At 31.4% G+C, this 26,606-nt stretch carries 27 protein-coding genes and 2 pseudogenes; 3 read left to right on the top strand and 26 right to left on the bottom strand.

Annotated elements, in window-relative coordinates; all coding sequences use genetic code 11:
* Positions 1–201 precede the first annotated feature (201 nt).
* The 15 genes from AC2CGN_RS19495 to rfbA form a co-directional block, all read right to left on the bottom strand.
* Positions 202–339, bottom strand: a complete 138-nt coding sequence (locus tag AC2CGN_RS19495; protein ID WP_484515703.1) for a hypothetical protein — start codon at positions 337–339, stop codon at positions 202–204.
* A gap of 469 nt (positions 340–808) precedes the next feature.
* Positions 809–1,018 (bottom strand): hypothetical protein, encoded by a 210-nt coding sequence (locus AC2CGN_RS19500; RefSeq protein WP_484515705.1) that lies wholly within the window; start codon positions 1,016–1,018, stop codon positions 809–811.
* Positions 1,019–1,222: 204 nt separating this feature from the next.
* Positions 1,223–2,452 (bottom strand): motility associated factor glycosyltransferase family protein, encoded by a 1,230-nt coding sequence (locus AC2CGN_RS19505; RefSeq protein WP_484515707.1) that lies wholly within the window; start codon positions 2,450–2,452, stop codon positions 1,223–1,225.
* Between the two features lie 199 nt (positions 2,453–2,651).
* Positions 2,652–3,668: a dTDP-glucose 4,6-dehydratase gene (rfbB, locus tag AC2CGN_RS19510; RefSeq protein ID WP_484515709.1), complete on the bottom strand. Its 1,017-nt coding sequence runs from the start codon at positions 3,666–3,668 to the stop codon at positions 2,652–2,654.
* A 40-nt stretch (positions 3,669–3,708) separates the two neighbouring features.
* Positions 3,709–4,794, bottom strand: a complete 1,086-nt coding sequence (locus AC2CGN_RS19515; RefSeq protein WP_484515711.1) for a DegT/DnrJ/EryC1/StrS family aminotransferase — start codon at positions 4,792–4,794, stop codon at positions 3,709–3,711.
* A gap of 286 nt (positions 4,795–5,080) precedes the next feature.
* On the bottom strand, positions 5,081–5,740 hold the full coding sequence (locus AC2CGN_RS19520; RefSeq protein WP_484515713.1) for an MBL fold metallo-hydrolase: 660 nt from the start codon (positions 5,738–5,740) through the stop codon (positions 5,081–5,083).
* Positions 5,724–6,794 (bottom strand): 3-oxoacyl-ACP synthase III family protein, encoded by a 1,071-nt coding sequence (locus AC2CGN_RS19525; RefSeq protein ID WP_484515715.1) that lies wholly within the window; start codon positions 6,792–6,794, stop codon positions 5,724–5,726. Before AC2CGN_RS19525 ends, AC2CGN_RS19520 begins: the two co-directional genes overlap by 17 nt.
* Positions 6,791–7,021, bottom strand: a complete 231-nt coding sequence (locus tag AC2CGN_RS19530; RefSeq protein ID WP_484515717.1) for a phosphopantetheine-binding protein — start codon at positions 7,019–7,021, stop codon at positions 6,791–6,793. The genes AC2CGN_RS19525 and AC2CGN_RS19530 overlap by 4 nt, the downstream gene beginning before the upstream one ends.
* A gap of 14 nt (positions 7,022–7,035) precedes the next feature.
* Positions 7,036–7,890, bottom strand: coding sequence for a formyl transferase (locus AC2CGN_RS19535; protein WP_484515719.1), 855 nt, complete (start codon positions 7,888–7,890; stop codon positions 7,036–7,038).
* A 41-nt stretch (positions 7,891–7,931) separates the two neighbouring features.
* Positions 7,932–9,449, bottom strand: a complete 1,518-nt coding sequence (locus tag AC2CGN_RS19540; RefSeq protein WP_484515720.1) for an amino acid adenylation domain-containing protein — start codon at positions 9,447–9,449, stop codon at positions 7,932–7,934.
* A gap of 26 nt (positions 9,450–9,475) precedes the next feature.
* Positions 9,476–10,237 (bottom strand): SDR family NAD(P)-dependent oxidoreductase, encoded by a 762-nt coding sequence (locus AC2CGN_RS19545; protein ID WP_484515722.1) that lies wholly within the window; start codon positions 10,235–10,237, stop codon positions 9,476–9,478.
* Positions 10,218–11,285, bottom strand: a complete 1,068-nt coding sequence (locus tag AC2CGN_RS19550) for a 3-oxoacyl-ACP synthase III family protein (RefSeq protein ID WP_484515724.1) — start codon at positions 11,283–11,285, stop codon at positions 10,218–10,220. The genes AC2CGN_RS19545 and AC2CGN_RS19550 overlap by 20 nt, the downstream gene beginning before the upstream one ends.
* Before the next feature lie 80 nt (positions 11,286–11,365).
* Complete coding sequence (locus AC2CGN_RS19555; protein WP_484515726.1) at positions 11,366–11,587, bottom strand: phosphopantetheine-binding protein; 222 nt, start codon at positions 11,585–11,587, stop codon at positions 11,366–11,368.
* A gap of 18 nt (positions 11,588–11,605) precedes the next feature.
* Positions 11,606–12,241 (bottom strand): NeuD/PglB/VioB family sugar acetyltransferase, encoded by a 636-nt coding sequence (locus AC2CGN_RS19560; protein WP_484515728.1) that lies wholly within the window; start codon positions 12,239–12,241, stop codon positions 11,606–11,608.
* Positions 12,242–12,288: 47 nt separating this feature from the next.
* Positions 12,289–13,143 (bottom strand): glucose-1-phosphate thymidylyltransferase RfbA, encoded by an 855-nt coding sequence (rfbA, locus tag AC2CGN_RS19565; RefSeq protein WP_484515730.1) that lies wholly within the window; start codon positions 13,141–13,143, stop codon positions 12,289–12,291.
* 182 nt (positions 13,144–13,325) lie between these two features.
* Between rfbA and AC2CGN_RS19570 the strand changes: the two genes are divergently transcribed.
* From AC2CGN_RS19570 to AC2CGN_RS19580, 3 genes and pseudogenes are all read left to right on the top strand, one after another.
* Positions 13,326–13,889: a hypothetical protein gene (locus AC2CGN_RS19570; RefSeq protein ID WP_484515804.1), complete on the top strand. Its 564-nt coding sequence runs from the start codon at positions 13,326–13,328 to the stop codon at positions 13,887–13,889.
* A complete protein-coding gene (locus AC2CGN_RS19575; RefSeq protein WP_484515802.1) occupies positions 13,810–14,079 on the top strand; it encodes a transposase in 270 nt (89 codons plus the stop codon). The genes AC2CGN_RS19570 and AC2CGN_RS19575 overlap by 80 nt, the downstream gene beginning before the upstream one ends.
* Positions 14,052–14,438: pseudogene (locus AC2CGN_RS19580) on the top strand (ISL3 family transposase). The gene AC2CGN_RS19575 and the pseudogene AC2CGN_RS19580 overlap by 28 nt, the downstream one beginning before the upstream one ends.
* 358 nt (positions 14,439–14,796) lie before the next feature.
* Here AC2CGN_RS19580 and AC2CGN_RS19585 read toward each other — a convergent pair.
* From AC2CGN_RS19585 to AC2CGN_RS19635, 11 genes and pseudogenes are all read right to left on the bottom strand, one after another.
* A complete protein-coding gene (locus tag AC2CGN_RS19585) occupies positions 14,797–14,964 on the bottom strand; it encodes a hypothetical protein (protein WP_484515732.1) in 168 nt (55 codons plus the stop codon).
* Positions 14,965–15,076: 112 nt separating this feature from the next.
* On the bottom strand, positions 15,077–16,282 hold the full coding sequence (locus AC2CGN_RS19590; protein ID WP_484515734.1) for a glycosyltransferase family protein: 1,206 nt from the start codon (positions 16,280–16,282) through the stop codon (positions 15,077–15,079).
* Between the two features lie 7 nt (positions 16,283–16,289).
* A pseudogene (locus AC2CGN_RS19595) lies at positions 16,290–16,755 on the bottom strand (sugar phosphate nucleotidyltransferase); the annotation flags it as partial.
* Between the two features lie 227 nt (positions 16,756–16,982).
* The gene (locus AC2CGN_RS19600; protein ID WP_484515736.1) at positions 16,983–18,056 is read right to left on the bottom strand and encodes a phosphonoacetaldehyde reductase; all 1,074 of its coding nucleotides are present in this window, start codon (positions 18,054–18,056) and stop codon (positions 16,983–16,985) included.
* Positions 18,053–18,760: a phosphocholine cytidylyltransferase family protein gene (locus AC2CGN_RS19605; protein WP_484515738.1), complete on the bottom strand. Its 708-nt coding sequence runs from the start codon at positions 18,758–18,760 to the stop codon at positions 18,053–18,055. Before AC2CGN_RS19605 ends, AC2CGN_RS19600 begins: the two co-directional genes overlap by 4 nt.
* A complete protein-coding gene (aepY, locus tag AC2CGN_RS19610; protein WP_484515739.1) occupies positions 18,757–19,896 on the bottom strand; it encodes a phosphonopyruvate decarboxylase in 1,140 nt (379 codons plus the stop codon). Before aepY ends, AC2CGN_RS19605 begins: the two co-directional genes overlap by 4 nt.
* On the bottom strand, positions 19,897–21,495 hold the full coding sequence (gene aepX, locus AC2CGN_RS19615; protein ID WP_484515741.1) for a phosphoenolpyruvate mutase: 1,599 nt from the start codon (positions 21,493–21,495) through the stop codon (positions 19,897–19,899).
* Positions 21,496–21,510: 15 nt separating this feature from the next.
* Positions 21,511–23,541 (bottom strand): sulfatase-like hydrolase/transferase, encoded by a 2,031-nt coding sequence (locus tag AC2CGN_RS19620; RefSeq protein WP_484515742.1) that lies wholly within the window; start codon positions 23,539–23,541, stop codon positions 21,511–21,513.
* A gap of 24 nt (positions 23,542–23,565) precedes the next feature.
* Positions 23,566–25,056, bottom strand: coding sequence for an N-acetylneuraminate synthase family protein (locus AC2CGN_RS19625; protein WP_484515744.1), 1,491 nt, complete (start codon positions 25,054–25,056; stop codon positions 23,566–23,568).
* A gap of 10 nt (positions 25,057–25,066) precedes the next feature.
* Positions 25,067–26,080: an acylneuraminate cytidylyltransferase family protein gene (locus AC2CGN_RS19630; protein ID WP_484515746.1), complete on the bottom strand. Its 1,014-nt coding sequence runs from the start codon at positions 26,078–26,080 to the stop codon at positions 25,067–25,069.
* A gap of 75 nt (positions 26,081–26,155) precedes the next feature.
* The gene (locus tag AC2CGN_RS19635; protein WP_484515748.1) at positions 26,156–26,494 is read right to left on the bottom strand and encodes a DUF8042 domain-containing protein; all 339 of its coding nucleotides are present in this window, start codon (positions 26,492–26,494) and stop codon (positions 26,156–26,158) included.
* Between the last annotated feature and the right edge of the window lie 112 nt (positions 26,495–26,606).

Raw genomic sequence — 26,606 nt, forward strand, 5'->3', positions numbered from 1 at the left:
TTAGTATAATCGGACGAAAAAAAGAAAATTTCAGTTTTTTATGAAACATTGTTAAAATTAGACTTCATTATTGTGCTCATTTATCAATTACAAAATTATTGTTTCTGCTACTATTTCAGGATTACCAACACAGAGCGTTTCATCTGTTCAAGTTTATGCTGTGCAGCATCTTTCGTCTTATCGACCACTCCAAAATAAAGCTTATTTCGGCTCTGTACCTGAAGGACGAACAACGATCCATGAGCAACCCTCTAAAATAAACTTCATACATTTTCCTTTGGCAATGCAGCTCCTCAGTTGTCTGTTGTGACATCTGCTAATGTAGCTTGACCTACACACCTAAACGATCGTATCTGAATCAGTTGCTAGTAATAAATCTGCTCCAACCTTTTCACCTAGCTTCATCGCCAGTGTAAATGCTGCTGCCTCTTCAGGATTTGGCTAAGGTGCAGTCGGAAAAGTACCTTCCTACGCAGACTGTTCCTCTACAATCTCCACTTCACTAAAGACACATACACGTAACCCTTCTCGTACAGGTATTAAGCATCGAAAGGGTTCACCTCACTCATCACACAAGTCTGTATCTTTCAAAATACCTTTTTCCACATCTGTAGTAACGATAATACGCTCCACCGCTTTACTGTCGTAACCCTCTTCCATATACAAACGCATCACTCAAAAGGCAAGTGCTGGGCCCATCGTCCCGCCAAATTTCGAAATTACATTGACATATACTAGCTTTCCATCTAAATAAGCAAGCAATTCTTTCATAATAAGCACCGCTCATTTTAAGTCCAACATAAACAACCTAAATACCGCCTTTAACTAAACCGAAATAGGGTCCCTCAGCACTTCTTAGATTGTGCGGGCGCCTAAAAAAGAGCCACCCACACCAATAACGACAAGTATCTGCACATACTTTAATTTCACTAGCGACATAGTTAATGGAATCTAGTAATTTTTCATGATTTTGTAAGGGGAAATCAATCCAGCCGGTTGCATCGTGTTCTTCAACCACATTATGATTTTTCCCGACTTGTTCTCTATATGTTAGTAATTCATTCTTTCATACTGAAGAATGAAGTGATAATATTTTCATGATTACTTTTCGTCCTCAATCCTTTCCTTCAAATTATGGTGACTCTATTAAAATATATATGTAAAGCAACATTTTGATGATGGGCAAGAAGTTATTAAACAAAAGCAACCTCAAACTTTAACTTTAGGATTCTAGGTTAAAATTATAGATTATATCTTTAAAAGTTATTTTATTTGATTCACAAAACTCGGCTCCATTAATTTCCGCGCCAAAATAAGATGTATTAGTATATTTTATATGTGGTACTTGTTGAATCATCTTTTCAATATGTCTTTTAAAAACAAGCCACTGCAATTGGGTTTGAACTAGCTCACCATTATTACTTAAGGTTTGATAATGTGAAGCTGTTGGTAAAATATAATTTGATGACGAATCTGCCGCATGCGTTCTATTCTTATACACAGCTAAGTCTTGACCTACAAAAATAATTTGTAGAGCATTGAAATACTGTAATAAGCTTAAACCTGCTGTAGCAACTGATCCATGAGATTCGATAAGCGGATAATCATTAATATTTGTATATTCCTCAACAAATGATAGCCCTTTTTGAAACAATAAAAATTTTCTCGCATTATTGCTAGTAAAACTAGGGTGAACCGTAGACAATAAAAACAATGGAATTTCAACAGCGCTTCCATCTAGTTGCCTAGTAAATTCAACTCTTTGATCAATAGCAACAATTCCATCAGGTATAATGTTGTTTTTTTTTAATGTTTTATACGCTGCACTAACTGATAAAATATATGCTCTATTTTTTGCTCTTTTTAAAAAATCAATTTGTTCATCTAGATTTGGTCCCGCTGAAACTAAAATGGCCATTTTTCCATTTAAAAAATTTTGAAGCCTATTGATTGGAGACCATGTAGATTTTAAATTAATATTAAAATTACTAAGCATTTCATCTTCATTGGAACCTTTCGAAAACTCGAATTCTAATTGTTCTACTAGTAACTTTAATTTTTGGTTGTACAAATGTCTTTTCCAAGCCGCAATAATAATTAAACGATCATTAATTGTAAACTTTATTTCTTTAAAAGATGTAGCAAATTTAACACGCGAATTTGATGAATACTTTTCCAAATACCCATATTTTTTTACATACTCAAATATCTCTAGCTCAGTTTCAATCACTATTATTTCTTTATTATCTTGTTCCAGTAATTTATCAATATGGTAGCCTAATCCTACCCCAAGTATTATATATCGATGACAATCCTTATCAATTTTATTGGAAATAAATTTGTCCACATCTTTCTTAGGATTATATCGGCTATAATAGTATTCATTGTTAACAATTAAGTTTACTTCTCCATTTTTCGAGTGCTCGAATCTAATATGATATTGTTCTTCCATACTCGAACCTCCAATAATTTTAATTTTATCTATTATGCTTTAAAGTAAAACTATTTTAAAAATTTGACTCAATTCCCTTAAAAAGAATATTCCGGACAAAAAATCCCATCCAATAAACAAACCACTATCTCTTAACAATTGATGAACAACTTAAAAATGCGAGACCCTTAATCATTAGCTCGTCCCGCATTAAAAATTATTATTTTTTTAAATAACTGTCTACTGTGTGTTCCATCGCTTCTTCAAATGAACATTGCAGTTTCCAACCTAATTCATGCTGAATTTTACTCGGGTCAATTGCATATCTAAAATCATGTCCCGCCCGATCTTCCACATATGTAATCAATTGCTTAAAAGTAGATAGGTTATATTTTACTAATAAATAATTACATTTTTCATCAAGTATTTCACAAATAGTATTTGTAATCTCAATATTTGTGCGTTCATTATTGCCGCCAATCAAATAAGTTTCAGCTACTGCTCCTTTATGAAAGACTAAATCAATTGCTCTACAATGATCTTCTACGTACAACCAGTCCCGGATATTTTCCCCATTACCATAAATGGGTATATTTTCGCCAGAAATTATCTTGCGAATAATTGTTGGAATCAGTTTTTCTTGGTGCTGTAAAGGTCCATAATTATTCGAACAGTTTGTAGTAACAACATTCATTCCATATGTATGAAAATAACTTCGCACTAACATATCAGAAGAAGCCTTACTTGCTGAATACGGGCTATTAGGTGCATAAGGAGTTTGTTCTGTAAAAAAGCCCTCTTTCCCTAATGTTCCATACACCTCATCTGTTGAAATATGATGGAACCGAGCATATTTAAATGAGTCTTTCACCTTAAATGGGGCATCCATCCACGTCTGACGAGCAATATCAAGTAAAATAAATGTTCCATTAATATTTGTATCAACAAATGCTTTCGGATTTTTGATAGAATTATCTACATGCGATTCTGCAGCAAAATGAATAACACCATCAAATTGATATTTATTAAATAATTCCTCTACGAGTGAACGATTACAAATATCCCCATGGATAAATGTGTAATTAGAGTGCTTTTCTACCTCTTTTAAATTAGCTAAGTTTCCCGCATACGTGAGCAAGTCTAAATTAACAATCTTATAACTAGGATATTTGTTAATCATGTAATGAATAAAATTTGAACCAATAAAGCCAGCTCCACCAGTTACTAAAATATTCATTTCTAGCTCCCTCTTTTCTTTTTCCTTTATTACAAAATTATTACTTCTCGTAGTTGCATACATTTTTAATTATTTTTGCAATTTCCCTAACTTGTTCTTCAGTTAATCCTACATACAAAGGTAAACAAAGTATTCGTGAAGCTATGTTTTCGGAAATATCACATTTCATATTACTATTAATATACGATAGTGTATTCAAACTAGGGTAAAAATATCTTCTTGTACATATTTTTTGCTTGTATAAGGCTTGCTCTACTTTTAATAACTCTTGTTCATCCTTTAAAATAATAGGATAATAAGCATAATTATAATCACAATCCTTTGGAATGTAAGGTCTTTCTACGAATTCTAATAATATGTCGTCATAAATTAGAGTCAATCTCTTTCTCTCATAAATAATCTTTTCAACGTAGGACAAATTACACAATCCCATAGCCGCATGAAATTCAGAGTTTTTAGCATTTATTCCTTCCGAAACAGGTATTCCTTGTTGAAAACCAAAATTTCTTAAAGAATCTATTTTTTGAGTAAGCTCAAAATCTCTATTATTTATAATAGCTCCACCTTCAATTGTATGATATAGCTTAGTTGCGTGAAAGCTCAATGTTGATAAATCTCCATAACTCACCAACGATTTCCTTTTATATCTAACTCCAAAGGCATGTGCAGCATCATAAATTACTATTAAATTATTTTTTCTAGCTATTTCTTCAATTTTTTCCACATTACAAGGAATGCCATATACATGAGTTGCTAAAATTGCTGTTGTTTTATTAGTAATTGCTTGTTCAATTTTATTAGCATCAATACAAAAAGTTTTAGGGCAAATATCGACATATATTGGTGTGCATTGTTCCCAAGTAATTGCTGTTGTTGTTGCAACAAATGAAAAAGGAGTTGTAATTATCTCACCCTTTAAATTGAATGCCTTTATTGCCAACTGCAATGACATAGTTCCATTTGTTACATATTTTAATTCTGGCACATTCAAATACTGTTGTAACGCATTTTCTAATTGTTGTACAAGTGGACCTTGATTTGTAAGCCATTTTGATTCCCAAATACTTGTTATATACTTTTCATACTCTTCTTTAGGTGGTAAAAAAGGTTGAGTAACAAAAATCATTTTTTTAATCCTCTCATTTCAAATAAAGCTCCGTTATAAAAAAACTAAAAAACGCGATATTATATTTAACAATAAAAGGAATTACCACAGAGTACTTTTTAATCTTACAATTATTTATTTTTAAGAAGTGCACACCATTAGAATGGTATGTGCTTAAAAATAAAAAATATTTTGCACACTATAGCTTGGCATTCCTTTAATAACTGTCTCGTATTTTTACAGCTTTATGTTCTAAAAAGTTTGCTCCATCCCCATTTGTTATGCCTGTACTGATATAATACCTTTATTACACCAATTTTAAAAAATTTTTTAATATATCAGGTTCACCATGTCCTGGAAATACCATTGTATTATTAGGTAACGACTTTAAAAATGGTAATGTTATTTCGTTATAACTTTTTTTACTTCCGCCTGGCAATTTTGTAATTACCTTCTTCTTAATTAAACTATCTCCTACAAAAACATTATCTTCATCTATGAAAATACATACACTTCCCTCAGAATGTCCTGGTGTATGTATAATTTCAATAATATGACCTTTCCATTCTAATTCATAATAATTTTCATATTCAACATCTGCTTCACATATATAAGGACTAAAAGTTACTTCACTTTCAACTTCATATACTATTTGCATTAGTACGCCGAAATGATTAGACAAATTCTTTTTTATATCCTTAATATTATTAGCACATAATTTTTGAGCAAATACCTTACAATCAACATTTTCTTTTAACCAATTAATTCCTGAAATATGATCATAATGTTCATGTGTTAAAAAAATTAAAACTTTTTTTACTCCATTTTCTTTTATAAGCTGTAAAGCCATCATATTTTTACAAGGATCTATTATTAATGCCTCATCATCAGAAATAAGAATATACATATTCGAGGAAATAGGAAGAAAAGGGAATGTGTAAAGCTTTGTATTAGCAATTCGAGTCAAGCAATTCACAAAAATCTAACTCTCCTAACTCCATCGTTATAGCTCCCCAACTTAATCCTGACCCAAATCCTGCTAAACAGCAATTAAATTTATTTTTTAATAGACTGTTTGAAAAGTTATGAATAATTGTCATTGGTATCGTTGCCCCACTAGAATTTCCATAATTTTCGACCAAATTCATTGGCATTTTTTCATATGGTACCTCTATTTTTTCTGCCAGTTTTTTTAGCATAAATTTATTAGGTTGATGGAATAAAAACCAATCAATATCTTCTTTAGTTTGATTTGAATATTCCAAAATCTCTTCAATCAGTGGTGGAACTTTTGTTTGTACAAAAGAAAAAACTTCTGAGCCATTCATTTTTAAATTATCTAAACTACGTAAATTCCCATCTTTCTCTAAATCTTCAAGCTTTGCTGTTGCTTCTGAACTTTTTAATCTTGATCCTCCTGCCGGAATAATTAAAGCATCACGACCTTTACCATCATTATAAAAATTATAATAGATACTAGCTGAAGGTGCATTTTCTATAACTGTAATAGTAGCTGCATCACCGATCAATGGGTAACTATTTCGATCATGTTTAGATACTTTTTTACTTAATACATCGACATTGAATAATAAGATTTTCTTTTTTGGAATATATTCTAGTAGCATAAAACTTTGCATTAATCCAGTAACAAAGCCTGTACACCCTTGATTTATATCCATACAGACTACATCCTCAGGAAATCCAATTTCTCCATGTATAATACTACTAACTTGAGGCATAAGATAGTCCGGAGTTGAAGTAACTACAATTAATGCCCCTACTTCCTCTATTTTCACCTGGTTTTTACTAATTAAATGATTGATTCCTACTAAACATAAGTCTGAACTAGAGGTTTGTTCTTTAACTAAACGATGTTTTTCAAATCCCATAATTTTTTTCAATCGTTTTGTTTGTTTTTCAGGAAAATTATAATTTTGAATTTCATCATCAAAGCAGGAAATTTTTTCAGGTATTATTCCCAGTATACCAGATACTTTCTTATTATAAAAAATAGCCTTCATATATTAGCACCACTTTTTTTAGCTAAATCACCAATAGCTCCGAAATTCAAAAAGTTTTCTGGAATAATATCCAGAGCATCAATTTTAATATCAAAAGCTTCTTCTAATTCGGAGACGATTTCGATAATATCAAAAGAATCAAAAATCCCTTGCTCTATTAAATTTTCTTCATTATTAAAGTCTACCTCAGGTTTTATCTCATTTAATATTTTTAGAATAGTTTCCAAAGTAACACCTCTTTTTATAATAACTTTTGTAAACCTATTAATTTAATTTTTTTTTGATTTTTTATTATAGATAGAGAAATATTTCCATAATCATAGTAAAAATGATCATTTTCTACCGTGTCATAATAGCGAACTTTCTCCCATTCATATACCTCACCATTAAGCTTTACTTTAGGCTTTCCTAAAGTATTTAATACACCATAATTCATAGAATTTAAAAAAGCTTTCATTTCTTCAATATTCCACTCTAAATTCAAAACCCCATTATTAGGTATTTCATTAGATAGATGTAAAGTATCTTCTAACTTAATATTTTTTTTCAAAATAAAACTATCTTCTATCACCTTCGGTAAAATTTCTTGAAAAGCTTCAAACGCTAATTCACTTTGTTTCTTAAGTAACTTTATTGAAGTAATATTCTCTTCTATTTGTAATTCCTTTTGAATTATTATATCTCCTGTATCAATATCTGAATCTACTAGATGCCATGTAATTCCTGTATACTGGTCCTGTTGAAAAATAGACCACGCTTCTGCATTTCTTCCACGATGATTAGGTAATAAAGAATTGTGATAGTTTATAATTGTAAGATTAGTTTGTTCAACAACTTCTTTTGGAATAATATGATTAAAAACTACTGAAAATACTATTGTTTTTTCTTCTTTATTCTTCAAATATTTAAATATTTCTTCTATATTTAAATCAATAATTTTTATATTGTTAAAATTAAAAGTTGCAAATTTAGAAAGGTTTGAAGAATCTGAGTTAAGAACGGTTACTGGTATATCAAAATCTTTTAGTTCTTTTATACATTTAATTAATAAACTTCCTGAGCCAATTAACACTATTTTTTTATATTTTGAACCCATTAATTATCTCCCATTACAAATATTAATTTAACAGATTTCATTTAACTCAAATATTTTGTTTTTAACAATACACGATCTATCTTATCATTTGTATTCAGCGGCATTTGGTTTAAATAAATTATTTTATTGGGAATCATATATTTAGGTAAGATATTTTTCAGTTCACTAAAAATTATTTTGTCATTTTCTATTCCCGAATAACATAAAATTATTTTCTTCTTATTAGAATCATACAGTACACAACAATGCTCAATGTTATCAATTGAATTAGCAGCTACCTCAATTTCTCCTAATTCAATTCGATATCCTTGATGTTTTATTTGGGAATCCACTCTGCCGATATACATTAAAAGATGCTCTTCATTATAACAAACTAAATCCCCAGTTTTATAAACTTTCTCTTCATATTCTTTAACTAATGGATTTTGAATAAAAACTTCATTTGTTCTTTCTAAATCATTCCAATATCCCAGTGCCAAGGAATGTCCTCTAATATACAACTCTCCAATTTGATTTGGTGCTGTTACCAATTGATTATTTTCATCTATAATATATAATTCAGTATTTGAAACAGGATAACCTATAGGCAATTTTTCATGATTTTTATATTCTTTATCAACTATATAATACGTACAATTAACAGTTGCCTCAGTTGGTCCATATAAGTTAACAGCCAACTTTAAATTCGGCAAGTTCCTCTTCCAGTTATTCAAATGTTTTACAGGCATCACTTCTCCACAAAACATAATAGTATTAATAAAATCTAGTGAAACTTTTTCTAATATATCAACATTTGAAATATTAATATATGCTGATGGCACCATATTTAAACGATTTATTCTATGTAGATTAATAAATTCTAATAATCTGATTGGAAAAGCAAAATACTCTTCTGGTAAGAAAACCAAAGTAGCACCCGTCTTTAAACAAGAATATAAATCTAGAGTAGAAACATCAAAATGCAATGGATACTGACTTCCAATAATTGTTGTATGATTAGTATTAAACGTAGAAACTGCCCATTCAATATAGTTAATTATATTTCTATTAGTAATAGTTACTCCTTTTGGCTTACCTGTAGATCCAGAAGTAAACATTGTATATACAGGATCAGTATCTATAATTTTTAAATAAGTTTCATAATTAAATTCTTTAACCTGTTCAAAATCAATTTCATCTAAATTGATTATTCTCGAATTATTTATCCCACAATTTATTAAACTATCTATATTATTACTATCAGTAATACATAACACTGAATCTAAAGTTTCTAGTATACTGCTTACACGATTGATAGGCTGTTTTGTATCAATTGGACTATAAAAGTTACCACTATACAAAATACCAATGAAACTGATTATACTATCTATACTTTTAGGTAAATAAACAATAATCGGTTTATTTTTAGCAGATATTTTATTCTTAATTTCCATCATCAAATGAGATGCTTTTCTTTTTAACTCACTAAAAGTAATTGAACTGCTTTTATCAACTATTGCTTTCTCGTGAGGAAATTTTTTTACTGTCTCTTCTAAATACATTAATACATTATTTTGCATAATTACCTCAACCTCTTTTTTAGTTTCTAAATAAACCTTCCCCCATCAACAAATATCTTTCTACCGGTAATAAATCTAGACATATCACTCAATAAAAAAGTAACGGTTGCAGCAACATCTTCAGGTGTACCTTCTCCTAATAATTGGCGCTCTTTTATTGAATTTAAATCTACTCCACTTTCGTTTGCATTTAAGACCATTTCTGTTGCAATGACACCTGGTAATACTGTATTTATTCTTATATTTTTTTTTGCTAATTCAATTGCTAATGCTTGGCTAGAGACATCAACTGCTGCCTTAGACGCTGAATAATTAGTTTGGCATTGTTCAGGTTGAGTACTTGCAATAGAAGATATACCTACAATGCTTCCATTGTCACTATATTTCTTTTTGGCATATAACCGAATTAGTTCTATATATACTATGTAATTAATGTTCATTTCTTTATATATTCTTTCAGCAGTTAGCATATTTAAAGGAATAACTTGAGCAATCCCCGCAGAATGAACTAAACCATTTAATTTTATTCCATCTTTAACTGCAACCTCAAATATATCAGCCATACTTTGAGCTTCAGCTATATCTTCCTGTATTAAAATGTGCTGTTTATTATTCTCTAGATTACTTAACGTTTCTTTTAAACGTTCTTCATTTCTTCCTATCAATACTAATTGAGCCCCTAATTTTGAAAGATAAATTGCAGTTGCTCTACCAATACCAGAGGATGCACCAGTAATCATTATTTTTTTATTCGAAAAATCTAACGGATTAAATATTGTCTTTTCCACGATATGCCTCCTCATAATAATCCTCTGTAATAATCATCGGTAAAACATCCGCTCTTTCAATGTCAAATGTTGCTACGCCCCATGATAACCCAATACCAAACCCTGATGTTGCTAATCGTATTGTTTGAGGTACTTGCTGATTATCACATAGATCTACAATTGTTAATGGTATTGTTGCACTGCTAGTATTACCATAACGATCAATTGATAGCGGCATTTTTTCTAGTGGTAGTTTAATTTTCTTTGCTATATGTTTTAACATAAAGCGATTAGCTTGATGTAAAACGAAATAGTCATAGCTTTCTATATTTTCATTATTCATCTCAAAGAATTCATTAAACACCTTTGGTACTTCAGTAATTGTAAATTCAAATACTGATGCACCATCTAATTCTCCAGCAGATTCCTTATAATAATCACTAGGATTTTTTATTGGATTTCTTCCTGAAGCACCTGGAGTAATAATTACTGGATAGCCTTCACCATCTGATTTTAATAAAGTGGCTAATTTCCCTTCTCCTACTTCAATTAAAGTAGCCGTTCCAGCATCACCAAATAACATGTCACTCTTTACATCAGCTTCAGGATTATTATTTGTAGTAACTTCACCTGCTAAAAACAATATTCTTTTTATCGATCCTTTTTGCAGTAATGATGCAGCAATATGTAATCCGTAAACATAGCCAGAGCATCCTAAATTCACATCAAAAGCGATACAATCCTGTGATAGTTTTAGACGTTTATGTAAAACATGCGAAGTAGCAGGCATAATATAATCTGGAGTTTGAGTAAGAAAAATAATACCATCAATACTTTCCCTACTAATATTCTTTTCCTCAATAATTTTTTCTGCCGCAACATAGCACAAATCTGATGTTGTCTGATTTCTATTTACATAATGGTATTGTTCTACCCCGGTAGTTTTTGTGAATTTTTTTACTTCTGCTTCACCAACTGCATCATTAAACTCCGTTATTTTTTTTATATTTTTAGGTACTGCACATGCAATAGCACTAATTTTTATATTTTCAAAAATAGTATTTGCCACTCTATTCTCTCCCTTTATTTATTCTATAGCCATATAAAAATGTACTTACCATCGACTGGGATAATAAGTACATTTTATATTTATGCTTCCATCACTGCTAATGTATCTGCTATTGTTTTGAATTCTTTAATATCTGAAGCCTTTAAAGCTTTGTCGAATTCTTCATCAACTAAAGCCATGAATGAAATAATTGCTACACTATCCCACTCTTCAATATCCTCTAATTTTAAATCAGAAGATAGAGAACCTTCTTCTACCTCTAACATATCTTCTAATAAAGCTAATTTTTCTTGATCCGTCATAAATTTCACTCCTGTAAATTATTTAAGTATTTTTGCAGGGTTACCAATTACAGTTGTATCAGCTTTAACATTTGTGAAAACAACTGCACCCGCACTTATATTAGCATATTCTCCAATTTTTCTCTTTGGAATAATTATTGCCCCAATCCCTATGTATACACCTTCGTTAATCTCACAACGTCCTGCAATTTGAGATGCAGAGCCTATAGTAACCCCATCCTCTATTATACTATCATGACCTATTGCTACACCAGCATTAACAAGTGTGAAATTCCCTAAAGTTACATCAGGACCAAAGCCAGCTCCAGGACATAAAATATTCCCTACTCCCATTTTGAATCTTTCACGTAAATAGATGTCAGGACTTATTAAATTAATAAACTCTGCACCCTTTTCTAAAAACTCTCTCCCTACTTTTAATCGAGAAACAGAATCTCCAATTGCACAAATATAAACTGTATTTGGTAGTATTTTATGCCCTTTAATTGGCCCTAAAATTTGAAAATCTATATCAAAATTATCTAAGGCATCTTCAATATCATTTATAAAACCTTTAACACGCCAGTCACACATTCTGGATCTTTGAACATCAAGTGCATAACTGAGAACTTCTCTACCAAAACCACCTGCACCTATTATAATTAGATCTTTCATAAATTGAAACCTTCCAAATTTCATTTTTTAAAAAAAGATATTTAAAATTAATTTCTTTCTGTAACACTCTTCAAATAATTAATAAACTCTGTAGATTCGTTATGCAAATCTTCAATTTTAATCCATCTGTTTCTTATTGCAATTTCTTCTAAACATGCAATTTTAAAACCTTGTCTTTTTTGTATAGTTTCAACAAATTGTCCAGCCTCTAATAAACTCTCAAATGTACCAGTATCTAACCAAGAAAAACCTCTACCTAAAATCTTTACTTTTAATTTTTTTCTCTGTAAATACACTTTATTAACATCTGTTATTTCTAGTTCTCCTCTTGCAGAAGGCTCAATATTTTTTGCGATAGAAATAACATCATTATCATAGAAATACAATCCTGTAACTGCAAAGTTCGACTTAGGTCTAGCAGGTTTTTCCTCAAGTGAAATTACGTTAGATGCTTTATCAAATTCCACTACTCCGAAACGTTCCGGATCATTAACTTGATATCCAAATACGATTGCACCTTCTTTTAATTTAGCCGACTGTTGCAGCATTGGCGAAAAACCTTGACCATAAAAAATATTATCTCCAAGTACTAAACAAACCGAATCTGAGCCAATAAATTTCTCTCCCAATATAAAAGCTTCAACTAATCCTTTCGGCTCTGATTGTTCAACATATTCAAACTTTACACCCCATTTGGCTCCATTTCCTAATAAATCTTTGTATAGCGGTAGATGATGAGGAGTAGAAATTATTAATATTTCTTTAATTCCTGCTAACATCAATACAGATAAAGGATAATAAATCATCGGCTTATCGTAAATCGGAAGCAATTGTTTTGAAAGAGTCTTCGTCAATGGATATAGACGTGTCCCGTTCCCTCCTGCTAATACTATTCCTTTCATATCGTTAAACCTCTCTTATCATAACATTACATTATTACATTGATTACTTTTAATTGGTTCTTCACCAAAACTCGTGGTTGATTTTCTATTAATTCAATAATTTTACATTCCTTTATAGAAGAAAAGCGAAAACTCACGTATCGTAATTGTTGCCTAGACAAACCACGAGAGGAGTTTTCGCTTTGTACTCCAAGTTTATCAAAATGCTATTACCGTTACCATCTTTTTTCGAAGTTTCTTTTCCATCTGACGAAGAACCAAATGTATTTCCTGTTACTGTAGGTGCTTATTCAGTGCCATGTTCAATTTGCCAAGGGAAAACGATTCGCCGTACACAAACGTTACGTCGTTTTCGTCATGGCTATGCTTGGCATCTCGGATTTATTTGGATTGAGATGGCGATTCCACATCATCGTTGTATTGCCTGCGACCTCACATTTACCTATGACTTCGGTTTAGGAATTGTTCAAGCGTCTTCAGCTATGTTTCGTAAAGAACTTGTAAGGCGTTGCCACGGTCGTTCCATTGCTGATGTAGCGCGTGAATATGAACTGCCCTACATGACTGTTGAGCGTTGGTATTACTTGCTGGCAGCTAATGAATTAACGGAAGAAATCGCCACAACTATCTGTGTAGATGAGTTCGCCTTACGCAAAGGACACAATTATGCGACCAGATCGAGATCAAGGCGCCATTACCACTGTTTTACAGAAAGTAACAGGTCCAATTCGTACGGTGGTCAGTGATTTCGCCCCAGCGATGGTGAATGCGATACAAGTCGTTTATCCAACTGCAAATCATGCGCTGGAGCGCTTTCATCTCGTACAATTTTTCACCGATGCTCAGCAGCGAAGACGAAGGTATTTAGGAGAAGCCAAAAAGCATCATAAATCGCCATTCATTGACCGTTGTGGGCACGAAAACCTGAACAATTAACTGATGAAGAACGTGGATTTGTTGCACAGTGGCACCAGGAAGATTTGCCTACAAAATACATTTATCAAGCATTGAATCATATGCGTTATGTACTGAAAGCGACAACGATGGCACAAGCAAAACGACGATTAACAGAATGGTTTAAACGATATTAATTTCATCTTTGTAGTGCCATTTCTAAAATCGCAAAAACATTGATAACCCGTGAAAAAGCATTGCTAGATACCATTATTTCACCGCTATCAAATGGCATGATGGAAGGCACGAATAATAAAATTAAACTCATCAAAAGACGAGGTTTTGGCTACCGAAATGAAGACCGTTTATTTCTTCGTTTACGTTTAGAAACAGGTCGCTGATTTTGTCACCCACGACTTTTGGTGAAGAACCTTTTAATTAGTAAGATTTCAAAATTTCCCTAAAATGATTTAATTATTATATTATAATTCATCTATGAATCTTATTATACTAGCCTATTTCGCAAGCTTTTTTCTCGCTCAAACCTTTTTATCGTTTTTTCAAAAAATTTAATTAGTAGATGTGTTTCATTTTTTGAACCTACTTTTTCTAACTGCTTTTGCTGTCTACTTAATAAATCGTACTTAAATTCCCTATTTTTATAGCAAATTAGAAGATGTTATATTAAATCATCATACGCTTCACCACATGTATTATCTTTACCAACAAAAATTAATCCATCTGATTCATAATTACACATTAATACGGGTACTCCATCTGAAATACAACTTGCAACTGGATACCCTCCACCAATACGATTGGGTTAATAGATATATCACAGATTTCATTTAATGCTATTAAATCCTTTTCATATTTAATATGTTGGATTTGATTTTTTAACATCTCTTCTGAATATGATTCTTCCATATATATAGGAACCTTAGCTCCCACTAATAACCATTTAAAGTTTCTTTTGTTAGATAAAACACTTCCATCTTCTCAACCTTCTAATTATATAATTTGGTAAATTAATTACTAATTATTTATATTTACCTTCAAATGCTTTAATAATAAAGTCCATCTCTTTTTCAAAAGTAAATTCTCTTTTAGCCAAATCTAGTCCTCTAAAAACAATTTCGTTATACATTTCTTTATTATCCATAATTTCTTTTAATAGTTTTGCAGTTTCTTGCAAATTATCTAAATTGTATATTATAGAAGAATCCAATATTTCTGGATAGTTTTCAAATAAGTTCGGCATAAGATTTGTGCACAGCAAAGTAGAGTTCATTAATGTATTTGGTATTCGTTCATGCATTGAAAATTTGGTCGGCGTAATATTTAAATTGATTTTGCTATGGGCTATAATACTAAAATGTTCTATATAATGTACTGGTTGTTTAACTTTAACATTCGGATATTTTGCTAATAGCTTTTCAGTATCATTGCTACCGAACACAATCATTGGTAACCCTACCTCTGCGAAAGAAGTTAATACCATTTTTCGAATTAAACTATTATAATATTTATCTACAAAAGGAAAGTACAATCTTACAAGTTTATCTTCTATCTCTTTATTATTAATGGACAAACTGACTTTTATATACTCTCTTATATACGTTGCAAGCCGATTTGGTAATATTGTTAAATTTGTTTCTATAAAGTAATGTATTTCAGATATCAACTCTACTAATGATTTTTTAATTTGTTTATCTACTGATAGGTTCTCTATCTCGAACAATATCTTTTGTTCTTCTATATAAGTTCCGAAAAACACAAGTGGATATATTTTATTTTCAAAATTAATTTTATAACTTGGTGCAGCAGAAATTAATTTTTTAAATGATACATTTTGTACACCATAATCTGAAAAATCTTGTATATAAGGTTTTTCAAATACTATAGAATGTACTAAAGCATCGTTTGGATTGCCTAAAGACCTATCATAAATATGATAATGTGGGCTATCTCCAAGTAATATTAAATGCGGAATTTTGGTTTTATTATAGTGTAAAAGTTTATCTTCATAATAATAACAAGTTGGATTTAATCCTATTGTAAAATCAGGTTTAAAATTCTCAACTATTGATAAATATTGTTGAGAATCTATTAAATTCAAATCTATTGTTAAAGCGGAATGACCTAACTCTTGAGCACCACATACAATCCCTTCGCTTCCTAATGAAAGTACATTATATTGACTTCTCCCTTTGAACACCATAAATTTATACATTGTATCACTCAATTCTAAATTAGATAAGTTCTAATAAATATTTTCCATAACTATTTTTATACATTTGAGCCATTTTATACACTTGCTCTTTCGTAATCCATCCTTTATTGTAAGATATATCCTCCAGACAAGCTATTTTTACCCCTTGCCTATTTTCGATTGTTTCAACAAATTGCCTTCAAGTAAGCTACTAAAAGTACCTGTATCTAACCATGTAAATCCTCGACCTAGCATTTCAATCTTCAATTTTTTTATTTAAATACAACTTATTAATATCTTAATCTCTAATTCCCCTCGTTCAGATGGGATAAGTTTTTAACTATTTCAATAACTGAATATCATAAAAATATAATCCGGTTATTGCATATTTTAATTTTGGATTCTCTATTTTTTCTTCTAAAGAAATAACATTGAAATGATTGCTCAAATTCTACGATACCAAATCGTTTAGGATCCTTCACTGCGTAACCAAATATAAGTGCCCCTTATTGTAAGAGGGTTGCTTGGGTTAAAATAGGAGTAAAACCTTAACCTTAAAAGATGTTGTCACCCTAAATCAAACAAACAGGATCAAGTCCTATAAACGTCTATTTTTTTGTACGAAAAATGTAAGATTTATTTAAGTATGCTTAAAAACAGTTTTTTAGTTGCTTAGTAGCTTAAGAGTTTCCAGTTTCTATGTTTTTAATAGTTAACATATCACCACTGGGCTTTACATTAATGTAAATGCTAATTCTTTAAATAATAAATCTTGGTTTATAAGACTATTCGACGCCCTCGGAGTAGATATTAACCCTCCTCGGATATTATCCAAATCCTTACCATTAATTCCATAATCCTTTAAATTAACCGATACTCCCAATTTATTGAATAAGGATTCTACTGAATCTAATTCATTTTCATTTATATCAATAGTTCCATTCAATTCTCTAAAAGCTTTTATAATATAAGGTAATGTAATACTCGCAGCAATACCATGAGGAATTCCTTTTTCTAATGTCAAATAATATGACATTGCATGAGCAATAGCTGTTTGTGTATTTGAAAAAGCAATTCCAGCATAATATGAAGCCGACAACATTCTTTCACGATATTGAATATTTTTTAAATCCTTTGCTACTAGAGGCAAAACTTCTAAAATCTCACTAATTGCACGTTTTGCATATAATGTAGAAATAGAATTATTATTTTTATTCCAAATACTTTCTAAACTATGAGAAAGTGCATCTAGGCCTGTTTGAATCGTTACTTCATACGGAACTGTCAAATGAAGTATCGGATCTAATATTGCTGCATCACAATATAATCGTTCATCCATAATGGAATATTTCTTTTTATTTATATCATCCCAAATTGTGCCCCACATTGTTACTTCCGACCCAGTACCCGCCGTGGTTGGGATTGCTATAATTGGTTTTATTCCCATGTTGCTAGGAATTCCATCAGTTAAAAAATCTAATAAATTATTTGTCTCATCACCTGGAGCTATTGCTTTTGCCGCATCAATGACGCTACCCCCGCCTAATGCAACAATCAATTCAAAGCTTTTATAATCTAGTTGATTTCTCGTTTCAATTATTTGATTAATCGTTGGATTAGGTTGAATAGTTGAAATAGTCTGCACAATCGTAGGATTATTTTTCATAACCTTTTCAACAATCCCTCGACTAATAAACCCCTTGGATGTAATTAAAAGAGTTTTTCTCTCTTTTATATATCTAGGTAAAAAATCTAATGAATTTTGACCAAATTCAATTTTGACTGGATTATAAAATTCTTTTCTCATATAAATAATTCCTTTGCTTTTTCATAGTCCTCAATAAAATCAATCTCTACCCACGGTTCACTATGAATTGGTAAACATTTGATTTTTTTACCACTTTGAGCGAATTCCGTGAAAGCATACGTATCATAAACATTCATCTTTTCTGCAACTAACAACTTTTCAATTTTTTCAAATAGTTCCATAGGACGGTGAATAGCTGCTAAACCAATCCATTCACCTTTACTATCTTCATAAGCAATTTCTTTACTAGAGCGAATTAAATAAGATTCATTATCTATCTGTACCTTCATCGCTTCTTCATCAGCCTCTTTAAAATCAACAGCCAAATCGATAAAATGCTGTTTATCAATGCTGTTAAGGAATTGTTGCAACAAAGTTTCACTAAATACAACATCACCATGCAAATACACAAATGGTTCCTGTTGAACAAAATTTTTCGCAAAGTATAGAGAACCCATGTTATTACAATATTTATAAAAAGGATTGAAAACCGTTACTGCTCTTGAGCCAACAGTATTTTCAATCATTTCTTTCAAATAGCCTGTAATAATGATGATTCTTTCAAAACCATTATTTTCCAAAATCCTTAGATTGCGTTGTAATATACTTTCCTCATTTAATGATAATAAGCATTTAGGGCATGTTTCTGTTAATGGGTATAGACGACTTGATAGACCTGCTGCTACAATGACTATTGTTTTCAAATTGAGCACTCCTTCACAAAACTCATAAATCTATTCTTTACTTGTTTAGGTGTCATCGTTGGTCTACCAAGATTTTCCTTAATACCTTTTGTAGTTTTTAAATAACCAAATGTTAACTTTGAATTTTCATTCCATTTCTCTAAAGATACCTTCAAATCGTTTAAATCATTTAATTGCTCTACAATTTCATAATTTGCCCCTTGTGCAATTTGTAAAAAATTCACATGAGACGAAACAGTTTTTTGTCCCCCAGTCGATTCATGCAAACCATTATCTAGCAATAAATGATATAAATTTGACGGACTATAATAAGCATTCGTTGTTAAAGAGCCCATTCGCATCAATAATGACCCATCTCCATCAATAACAATTACCTTTATATTAGGCTTTACTAGAGCTAGGCCTAAACCAATTGAACTAATACAGCCCATTGAACCAACCATATATAATTGATTATTTTTGTCTTCCAGTTCAAATAATTCTCTACCTGTCACCCCAGTAGTAGCTAATAATACTGTCTTTTCATCACTTTCATTTTGCAATACTTTTAAAGCTTCAATTCTCTTTACATCTTGAATATTTGAAGTACTGCTATTTAACTGAACATTTTTAGGGTTTGATGTTTGCTGCTTCATTAATTTTACTGAGGAAAATGTATCCTTCTTAACAATAAAGAAAAATGATTTCCCGATTTCAATTGCTTTATTCGCTTCCTCTAATTGGAGAATTGCTTCATCTTCAACTGCCGATAAATAGGCATATTGAACTTCCATAACCTCTAGTAGCTTTTCAGTAATAGTCCCCATTAATTCATGTTGGGGTTCATCTGATAATCCCGGTTCACCTCTTAAACTTACAAAGCCTAATACAGGAATTTCAAACGTATAATTTAATGACGTTAATGGTGAAACTGCATTTGTAAGACCTGAGTTTTGACATAGAAAAACGCTCTTTGTACCACCTAAAGAGGCACCTGCTGCAATTGCTACGGCGTCACCTTCATTTGCGGCCATTATAAACTGATTTTTATTGATAGCAAAATTAATCATAGGTTTTAAATATGAGCATGGAACACCGCTATAAAAATTAAAACCTAGCTGTTCTAATTTATCGCCAAACAAATCCATTGAAATCATTTAAATATCACCTGCTTTTTGAAGTTCAATAATACTATCTACATCAATCCATGAGCCACGAATATACTTAATTGCGATTTGATGATTTTGTGCTAAGTAAGAAAGAGCTTCACTAAAACGTAATGTTTCCAACGGTTTCGATTGACTAAGCTCTTTAATTGCGGTTTTCAATTGCATAATACCCACAGTTGTAAATTTACATAAGCCAATGAATTCACCATCAATTTCAGTTGGGTCAATGTTACTTGAAATATTATTTAAATACACTTCTTGATTAAATTTCTTCTTATTGTATTTCTCAGTTGCTGTAATATAGTCTTTATATTCTTCCGCAACATACTCCGTATCCGAATCTACAATAATCGTTATATCTTCTGTAGAAGTTAATAGTTCATTTAAAATAAATGGTTTAAATAATATATCTCCATACGATATGATTACGCTATCTTTTACCTTATCTAACGCTAGATTTAATGAATACAGTTCTTTAGTTTCACTAAATTGATCGTTGTCTACAAACGTAATATTCGATTGCTTAAATTGTTCCTTTCCAAATCCACGAACAGCTATTAAATCCTTAATTCCTGCTTCATTTAATAATTCAACTTGAGAATCAAATATCGATTTATTGTTTACAGATAGTAATGTTTTAGGTAACTGCTCTGTTAAAGAATTAAAGTTTTCTCCTTTCGAAGCAGCTAAAATAACAGCAGAAATCTGTTGACCATATGTAGGTAAATATTTCTTTTCAGCCTCTTTTAATTCCTCTGCTCCTTGCAATTCAAAAATATGACTGACAGAAGTAATATTTCCTTCTACATTAATCAAACTTTGGTCCTCATAAATTTTTTGAGTTACTTGTTCCATTGCTTTGATTGCAGCACGCACATTATGATTTGCCCAAATAACAGTACTGACACCCCAGTCTTTAAACTGTTCTGTAGGTGTAGAATAATATTTTGTCGGTACTATAATAACCGGATGACGATTATCCCAAACTTCCATAAATGCTTTAATTTCTGATGCATTAGCTTTTTTACTATGCATTAAAATTGCATCGGCTCCTGCTTGACGATATGCCTCTGCACGTCTAACTGCCTCATCTAATCCCCATCCAGCAATAAATGCTTCAACACGTGCTACTACTACAAAATCAGGATCTATTGCAGCGTCTTTAGCAGCTTTAATTTTCCCACAAAATTCTTCAATATCAGCTAAAGGCTGAGCTTCACCATTGATAAATGAGTTTGTTTTTGGGAATAACTTATCTTCAATACAAACCCCTGCAATCCCACGTTGTTCTAGTTTACGAACTAAACGACGCATATTATTAAAGTTTCCGTAGCCTGTATCACCATCTAAAAGAATAGGGATTTCCGTGGCATCGCTCATAAACTCAATTACTTCTAAGACTTGTGTCCATGATGCCTCGTTATTATCACGTACTCCTAATGCAGCTGATATTGATAATCCGCTAGCCCATATACCTTTAAAACCAGCATTTTCTACAATTTTTGATGAAAGTCCATTATGTGCTTCCATTAGGAATTCTAATGTATTAGAAACTAGCATTTGTTTAAGTCTCGTTGTTTTTTTCACTAAAATCACTCTTTTCTATTGTATAAACTGATAGTGCATCACTCGTTCTGTTACAAAAGCTATATATTCTTTTACTTTTTCTTTATTTGTTTCTGTAACGTCTTCTTGAGTATTATTATTAAGTAATTGTATTTCAATTTCTTCTAAGTTAACCAATCCGTCGTCCTCAATATGTTTTTTAGTTTTTAATGAAAAAATAAAGTTATCATCAGTTATCACAATGTGATAAGGTGCTTTAGGATGAAATGTTTCTGTTGTCACAAATCCCCTTCCTTTTCCACCAAAATCTTCTAAGATAACTGCATCATTTTCGATACTAGTATTCTCATAATTATTTAAGGCAGCTAGCATATTTGGAAAATAATCTGTAATAGACATAAGCTCATTACTTATTTTATTTGGAACAGTTGGGCCTTTAAATATAAAAGGTACTTTTCTACGACCTTCGTGAAGAAAATTTTCAGAATTTTCTATATAGCCTTGTCCATGATCAGAGATGATCGCGACATAAACATCATTATTTTGATGATTTTTCTCTAAATAGTGATATAGTGATTCTAAATATATATCAATTCTTTTTAATTGATTTTTATATTTCACAATTTTATCTTCACTGTATTCAGCGTTCACAGAAATTTCAGCTCTTTCATTTTTCAAACGCTCTTCCAATGTTAAATTTGTTTGTTGATATATGTCTTGATTATATCCATCTGCGATATCATGTAAGTCTTCAATACCTACCCATAAAAAATGGTCATTGTTAGGGAATGAGGACAGGTGCTCCATTGCTTCGCCCAGAACTTCTGCAATTGCAAACCCACCTCTGAAGTTTTGAAAAATTGTTCTATCAAATCCCTCCATATACCCCGCGCTCGGAGCAATTCTCCAGTTATTATTTATTTGAGTTGTATAAAAACCTTGCTCTCTAAATTTCTCAGTAAACATATTTCCCCTCTTGTTAATATCTATATTAACATTCGGGTGATATACTTTATGCTTGAATGTTGAGCGTCCTGTAAAAATACTTGCTACACTTGGGAATGTCCAATCACTCGTTGTATAACAATTTTTGTTCCAATAGCATTCTTTGAAAAACTGCGCTGTATTAGGCATAAGATTATCAAGACCATATCTATCTAAAAAAACTTGTGATAATCCATCTATGTAAAGTACGATACAAAGCTTATTTTTCTCTTTTTTAGTATTAGGAATTGGATTACCTAAAAAGAATTCATTATTACTTTTTAATCTATATTCACCTTTTGGTAAATTAACATAATTCATTCGATTTTTCTGCATATGCTTTTCTTCAATTACACTAGAAAATCCCTGGGCATTTTGAAGTTCGATTCCCTCATTAAAGCTTGAAGAAAAAGGAATTATGCTTTCTTCACTTAAATTTAATTTTGTATATCGATAATTCCTTCCTTGTACAATTTCCGTTTTTAAGAAATATCTTACATCCATGTTGATATCTTCAGCTGTATATCCTTTATATAGGTTAATATAATACTTTTTACCTTTACTATCCGTTAAGTAGCGATTAATCCAGCTCTGAGCATCCTTATCCATCGGAAATGCCCTTTCATCTCCTTCTCCCAAAATTAGAGTGGCTACTGAAATAATCTTTCTCGCTCTCTCTTCCCCAATAAAATCAAATAATCTTGGTATCGTAGCCTTCAGCTTTTCTGTAGCTTTATCACGCGCTTCATCATTAAAAGTTAATCGTATAGATCTAGCCAAAGCAATAATGGCATCTTCATATTGTTTCAGCCCCCATAATGCCTCATATAATTTATAATAAAGTACTTTAGAATTTAAAAAATCATACAAACCTGTCTCTATTATTCTTTTAGCATTCATATACTCTTTTTTCTTTAAGTAAACTGTGCTTAGTAATTCATAGTATTTCTCTGTTTGTTCACTTTCTTTTATTTGCTGTAGAGCATCCTGCGCTTCTTTAAGTTGATTAGTTGAAATTCTATCTGCAATCTCTTTATATAGTTTTTTTAATGTTAAAATTTCCTCAATTACTACTTCCTTCACGACTTCATAGCCCCTTTTTTATTACTACCATTCTTTAATGATCGTTTTTCTCTCCATCACATCTAATTTCGATATTTCTTTATCTGTATAATACGAATCACCTTTGACATGGGTTGTAGATATTTCTTCGAAAATAGCTCCTGTCTTAGATGAAAATGCATGAATTTGACTACGTAAAACCGTTGCCATATCCCCAGGTTTCATAGCTCTTTTTACACCATTGATTTCAACTTCTAAGTCTCCATATAAAAGTTGGAATGTTTCCTCTTTAATTTTATGTAGGTGACGAGGATGCTTTTGACCAGGTAAAACGATAATTAGCTTTTTACAATATTCTCGATTAATAATATTGACAATAACTGCACCTGTTTGTCTAAAGTTTTTTATTCCATAATGATGCGATAATTCTACTTCAAAATCTTTACCTAAAGCAATGCCTGCCTCAAATAGCATCCCTTTTGCATCATGGATAACACTTCTTGCACTTTTAATATCTGTCACAAGCTTTTTCTCTTTTAATGGCTCATTCATTTCATAATCAGACGAAACAATAACACCCTCATAGAATTCTCCGCTGCTCATTTGCCCTTCTTGAATCGGCATCGCGAAGTATACATCTTCTCGATTAATTGCTTCTCCCTTTTTAACTGTTTTTTTCAAATAAACACCGCGCATTAATGATGAAAGAGAATCCAACTCTTCCTGACTAATATATTTTGTATCTTCTTTTTTCAAAGAACAAATTTCCTTTGCATTAACTATAGATTTTACCCAATTATCTGCTTGTTGTGGATTCATTGAATATGCATTTAATGTAATTGTTTCTGTTGGTAATCCAATATGTCTTTCAAAAATAGTCGCACCTTTAGCTGTTGCCAACATCGAAACGATATGATCATCCGGATTTTCGTGGCCTGAATAACCAATCGATACATTTCGATATCGTTTCTTCATCCGGTCAATAAAATCGAGTTGAAGCCTTTCCATCGGTGCCGGGTATTCTGCGACACAATGTAATAATGCAAATTCACAATTTCTATGTATGAAAAAGTTGTAAATCTTATCAATATCCGGAACTGTTTTGCCACCAGTAGAAATAATAATTGGCTTTCCTGCACTCGCTACTTCTTCTAGTAATGGCCAGTCCATTGCACTGCAGCTTGCCACTTTAATGATATCTAATCCTTGTTCAATACACCATTTCACTCCTTGCTCATCAAATGGTGTACTCATCGAAATCAATCCCTCTTCTCGAACAGCATCTACTAGCTCGCAAAACTGTTCAAAAGTTAGTTTTGTATCCATAAAACGAGGAATATGCTTAACATCAGTTTTTTCTTTAAATTCCGGATGGATAAAACTATCAATATCACGGTATTGTAACTTTACTGCTGCCTTTACATTATATTTTCGAGCAATTTTCCCCATCTCTTTAATAATGTTAATACCGTGCTCGACACTACCTTGATGGCTATTTGCCATTTCGAAAATGATTAAATCCTTAAATAATTTCATGCTATTCATCCTATCTTTTTACTTTTTGATTAATTAGGTCATACATATTAAGCATTTTATCATCAATATAGAAGTCCGCATTTGGCTTTCCGAAATGGAGTTCATGATACTGAACCCCCCATTTTCCCAACTGTTTCTCTGTGATATCACGCCAATCTTTTTTTGTAACATAACCTCTAGCAGTAAATAATATTATCTGGTGATTTTTATTATATAAATCATTAATTACATCAATCATTTTTTGGTTTGGGAGAGCATGTTCATAATTTAAATCTTTGCGGAATTGAGCAATTACACCATCAATATCAATAACAAATCTATTGCCATCTTGTAAAAGCTTTAGAAATTGTTCAGCTCTCAAGAAATCTTCTTCTGAATCAATATCAAAATTATCATTCATCTCATAGCCTAATATCACTTCACCAGTCATCGAGCCTTGATTCGTAATTACCTCTGTCCGAATTACATCAATACATGCGTTCTGATAAAAAACAGTAGGAAGGCTTTGACGAGGCATATTATAAGCTTCCACTACATCATTCATTATCGGCAATATTTGATTGTTTGAATTCTTAGTCCACATTTTATATGGTGTTTCTTTCGCTGGAGAGATACAGCGTATTGAATCCGCGTCTGGGTTATTTAACAAAATATCAATCATCTGATCAATATTTTCACTATCCCTTATTGGGTATGTGGGTCTTAATTGAACAACAATGTCTGGAATATATCCTTCAACTTCACGTAAATGTTTTAGTGCATGCTCAAAAACTTCTATATCTAATGCAAAATCGCCTGAGATATTGTGAGGGCGTATAAAAGGCACTTCCGCTCCATATTCTTTTGAAATATTTGCATATTCTTCACTATCTGTACTAACAATTATCCGATTAATCAATTGAGAATTTAATGCATGTTGAATTGAATAGGCAATTAATGGTTGGCCATTCAACTGTCTGATATTTTTATGAGTAACACCTTTTGATCCTGATCTTGCAGGAATTATTGCTAAAATTTCTGGCAAACTAAATTTCCTCCAATTTAATTAGTGTTCTTTTCCTAAAGAAAGAGAGTCTACTTGACGTAAACTCCAATAATTCTATATCTTATATAGTTCAAGCTGTTCGAAAAACGGTAAAATCTCATATTCAAACATATCTGCTACTAACACGTAGTCCTGTTTTTGTAAGCCATCATTTATTTCTATTAAATATGTTTGAATATTTTCCATATCTAGCTTAACTGAATAACCTAATTCGTTTAATTTTTGATTAACATCAGTTAACCACAATGTACCCTCAGAAAAATCGCCAATCAGTGTTAAAGCCTCTTTCAGTTCTTCTCCACGTAATTTATCTGCAATCTGCAAAGAACCTTCTATCACCTTTTTTATATAATGATTATAGCTGTCCATAGTTTCATTAATTAAATCTTGCATGATCCATTCACCCTTCTATATCTGAAGTACTTTAACTGCATAATTTATATCGGTTTTAAAAAATAGAAGTGTAGTTTTTCCATTTACTTTTTGTTCTAAACGATGATACAAA

The organism is Lysinibacillus sp. DFXJR4, assembly GCF_057196045.1.